Genomic DNA, 4,115 nt, shown 5'->3' with positions numbered 1-4,115 from the left:
AATAAATAATAAGCTCTGACATGGCTTGCCCCTGCTGATATGCAGGGGCTTTTTTTGGTTTGAGAGTAAACATTACGGTAAAACGAACCCTCTATTGATAGGTAGAGTCCGCTCCTGGCACCCAGGGGACTTTACCGGCGTAGATGATGCGTCAGGCTATTAATCCTCAAAAGTGCTTACTGCTTATTCGCGGGACCGCCGTCTGATTTGGGTGGGATCTTGACGACTAATCTTTGAGCTATTCCCGGTTTGCCCTTTTCAAAACGCCATTTTTTAATCATTTTATCAATGACTTGATGTTCCAACTCCGGAGTCGTTGTCGATTCAAGTATCTTTACATTCTGAACTCTGCCATCTGAATCGACATCGTACTGAATCCGCAGGAAACTCGGCAGTAGGTTTCCGTTCTTATCACGAGTGGTAATTGATGTGTTTGCAGAGGAAATGCTGCCTGAAGGTGTGCTGGCGCTGGCCTCTGTACTGGCGCAGAGTGTCAGTAACAATGGCAAAATTAGCGTGAATAGTCTGCTAGTTTTCATAAATTGTCTGAGTTCCAAAGTTCACCATGAATATTTACGTTACCAACGGCGCGCGTGACAGGTTACCAGATGAGATGATCCGTGAACACCGCGTCTTCAGCAGCAATCACGTTGACCTCCTGACCTGGCGCTTCGTACTGCATCCATTCCCGAGGACGTTTGGCTATCAGGACAAATGGGCGCTGAGCGACTATATCAACGACTCTTTTGCCAGTTGTCGGCAGCGCTATCCGGTTCGTCGGGGAACATGAGCGAGCTAACACCCTCAAGTGATTAGCATGGATTCGCGTCCCGCGCTGAAGACGTTCAGCTAATCCTTTTTAACTCCGGTGCTCGGGATCTACCGCGCTCGCAACGTTAAGGGAGGGATCTCCGGGGCCTAAGCGGCAGCCTGCTGCTGATGCTAAGGGGGAGATTCTTCAGTCATTCCTGCGACACCTGGGAGCCTAACACGAAAGCGGCTGAGCATCGCGCCAGCAGGGAGAATCCCGGATAGCAATGCGTGACGCCTTATCCCGGCTACGCTGTTGGGCCGCTCTTGTGCCGTATTTTTGCCGGGTGGCGGCTGCGCCTTACCCGGCCTACAAAAACTCGCTAGCTATCTGACTGGCTTGCGCCGCGTTGAGTGGTACCTGGTGATGTCAGCGCTTTCCGCTCCTGGCATCAAGCGGACAAACCAGGTGAGCCAAAGGTCCGACATGAGCGAGGAGCGGACATTCCATGTCCATTACGCAGGATTTATAGATGGTTATCGAATTTCCTTACCGCCAAACTTCTTGCGCCAGGTGTAAAAGGTAACGCCTGAAATAGCATGCTAACGGCAGAGTTCCCGGGCTGAAACTCCGGCTTCGGCCTTGCGGAGAATACTGATGATCTGTTCGTCGGAAAATCGCTTCTTCATGGGGATGTCCTCATGTGACTGATGAAGACATTACTAACATCGCGGTGTATTAATCAACGGGGAGCAGGTCAACGCATCTGAGATTCAGTCGGCAAGAGGCAGAAAAATTTCTGGAGGTGGGCGCCCATCTTTGGGCGCTCCTTGGTTAGCTATGGGAATTAGCCGAAGCACTTTCTTTAGAAATAAATCAAAATCTTCTAAATAGGTCATTCATTGCTGCACCTGGCGTTACCTCTGCATTATGAGATAAGTGCCTCTCATAATACTTATTGTCATATGCTTCTGGTGAAATGCCTCTCTCAGCCCTGAAAATAAGTATTTCCTTTTCCTTGTAGGTGAAATTTGAAAGTCTGTTTAATACTCTTTTTTTGAAATCATCGGATATCAACTTGGTTTTTCCGATGTAATCTTTTAGTTGCTTTAAATATTGTTCTATTCCGCCATGAAGAAAATCAGCTTCGCTATCGATACCAACTATAAACTTATTGTTATATTTTATATAGCTGCGTTTGAATTTCATTTCATGATCTTTGGCGTCAGATTCACTTTCTGCAACTCCAACAATAACAGTGCATTCTCCACTTATACTATTTGTCATTGCCGTTAATGTTTTTAATATTTTATCAACAAGTGAAAAGTTAAATTCTCGCTTGGTGTTTGATAGGGTCATTAATCCCATTTTGAAATCGTAAGACTGCTGTTCGGTTTTAGATTCATTAATGATATTTTCTATGTTTCTTATCCAGTTACCTGGCTCGAAAGTGTTGTCTTTTGATTTGATAAAGTGCTTTGAGATGATCCCCTTAGTTGCTTCAATTAAAGCCGTCCTTTCATCATTATGCCACTTTCGCCCGTTACCCATGATGGACTTATAGTGTTTGTCATAGATGCCTTTCAGAGAGGTATGTAGATCCTTATAGTTAGATACAGCCATTCCATCGTTGATGATAAGCTCATACATAGATAGGAATATAACTTGGAAGCATCTTGATGATTTTTGTTTTCTATCAGAATATATGGTTTCTGAAAAATTTCCCCTGTCATCCTTGAATACTTTATTCAATTCATCGAATATATAGTTAAAAGACTTAATGATAAAGTCTTCTTTGTATTTTTCCAGTGTGCTAGCTAAGTTCTGATGCTCTCTCGTTGAAGCATCGTAAACTTTATTTAAATAGTCTGATGTCGTATGGCATTCTCTTGGTACTGATACATAACTCAATAAATGAGTTATCAACTCCTCATCTCTTGATTCTCTTATATCTTCTTTTCTTATAATGTCGCTTTTTACCCAGAATATGTCGTTTATGTTTATTCCGTAATTTAGCCTGTCATCACCAATGCTGATGTTTTTCATGTTTCTCAGTGTTACCACATCGGTTCTAGATGAATCCTTTCTAACGTAGTTAGATATTCTATTTATTGTTTCAGGAACTATTCCTAGTGATCCAGCCTGCCTTACATCCTGCATGGACAACCTTCTTCCTCCAGTGTTTATTCTCCTGAAGGTTTCATCTATAAAGGCTGGCGTGTTTAAATGTGTTGTCAGAAATGGTATTTGATAGTTAAGTATTGCAGAGCAAGTTTTATTATCTAATATTGGTGTTTTTTGCAATAACTCCCCACTGTCTTTTTGTTTTTTTGTTAGAGATGTGGTTTCCAAATCAAAATACTTTCCATTTAAAGAAAAGTCACATTCAATGAAAGATGTAATAGCATTAAGTCGTTGCAACCCATCTAAAATCTCTAATACACCAACATCTGCACCACTTCCTTCTTGTTTAGACGTTAGTATCAGTGGTATCGGATACCCACTGGCAAGCGAGTCGATAAATTTTTCCTTCTCTTCAATAGTCCAAACCAACTTTCTTTGGTATCGACGATTAACGACCAATTTATTTTCCAAGTACAGTTCAAAAACTCGCTGAACTAGCTGCGGCGTAACTGCGGAACTCATCTTCATCTCCCTATCGTTGTTTATTGTCTTGCCCGATTATAACCCGCGTGAGACTAAATAATCCATATCAGCTAAGAGCCAGCATGAGCGGGACTTTTTGCAGCAAGCACATAACCTTACATACTGTGACCTGCTCCCCGGAGATCAATTCATACTGTTTAAGCAACGTCTGCTTTTGGCACACAGCAGACGTGAAATTCTGCAATAGCATTCGTACCCTTACAATATCAAGTAGCTTCTGGATACCGCGTCAGCGGCATGACAGCGCCAGATGATGTCCATGTGGCAGTCAAGCCAAATGGCGCCGAAGGCCCGGCGCAGCGGGTTCTCGGGTTATAAATTCTGCCGGTTCCCCTGCCCTGATTAGCCTTAACTCGCGTTCCGCGCTGAAGCCCCTTTTAACCTCGTTGATCGAGTTCTACTGCGCTTGCAACCTTAAGAGAGTGATCTCCGGGGCCTAAGCGGCAGCCTGCTGCTGATGCTAAGGGGGAGATTCTTCAGTCATTCCTGCGACACCTGGAGATTAACACGGAAGCGGCTGATCATAGCGCCAGCAGGGAGAATCCCGGATAGCGATGCGTGACGCCTTATCCCGGCTACACGGTTGGGCCGCGCTTGTGCCGTATTTTTGCCGGGTGGCGGCTGCGCCTTACCCGGCCTACAGGGTTCGTGCGACCTGTCGTTAATATATTCACCATGGTTGCTCAAACTGCCGGTG

Annotated in this window: 3 protein-coding genes and 1 pseudogene; 1 reads left to right on the top strand and 3 read right to left on the bottom strand. The window is 44.4% G+C overall.

Annotation, left to right across the window (positions count from 1 at the left end; translation table 11 throughout):
- Positions 1-176: 176 nt before the first annotated feature.
- Positions 177-539, bottom strand: a complete 363-nt coding sequence (locus ACOI7Z_RS26895) for a TonB family protein (RefSeq protein ID WP_072096554.1) — start codon at positions 537-539, stop codon at positions 177-179.
- A gap of 26 nt (positions 540-565) precedes the next feature.
- Here ACOI7Z_RS26895 and ACOI7Z_RS26890 point away from each other — a divergent pair, with 26 nt between their 5' ends.
- A complete protein-coding gene (locus tag ACOI7Z_RS26890; protein WP_137916249.1) occupies positions 566-790 on the top strand; it encodes a hypothetical protein in 225 nt (74 codons plus the stop codon).
- Positions 791-1,293: 503 nt separating this feature from the next.
- On the opposite strand, the pseudogene ACOI7Z_RS26885 reads toward ACOI7Z_RS26890, so the two are convergent.
- Positions 1,294-1,440, bottom strand: a pseudogene (locus ACOI7Z_RS26885) (transposase); the annotation flags it as partial.
- Positions 1,441-1,627: 187 nt separating this feature from the next.
- Positions 1,628-3,397 carry a GmrSD restriction endonuclease domain-containing protein gene (locus ACOI7Z_RS26880; protein WP_165455254.1) on the bottom strand — a complete coding sequence of 590 codons (1,770 nt, stop codon included), beginning with the start codon at positions 3,395-3,397 and terminating at the stop codon, positions 1,628-1,630.
- Positions 3,398-4,115: the final 718 nt, after the last annotated feature.

The sequence above is a fragment of the Klebsiella sp. C283 genome, from assembly GCF_048822555.1.
In the GTDB taxonomy this organism is placed as follows: domain Bacteria; phylum Pseudomonadota; class Gammaproteobacteria; order Enterobacterales; family Enterobacteriaceae; genus Klebsiella; species Klebsiella quasipneumoniae.
Note: the sequence above shows the minus strand (reverse complement) of the source record. Positions and strands in the feature narration are given on the sequence as shown.

What these genes read in the sequence shown, in the direction of transcription:
- ACOI7Z_RS26895 (WP_072096554.1), bottom strand. Translation starts at nt 539, where the DNA reads ATGAAAACTAGCAGACTATTCACGCTAATTTTGCCATTGTTACTGACA.
- ACOI7Z_RS26890 (WP_137916249.1), top strand. Translation starts at nt 566, where the DNA reads ATGAATATTTACGTTACCAACGGCGCGCGTGACAGGTTACCAGATGAG.
- ACOI7Z_RS26880 (WP_165455254.1), bottom strand. Translation starts at nt 3,397, where the DNA reads ATGAGTTCCGCAGTTACGCCGCAGCTAGTTCAGCGAGTTTTTGAACTG.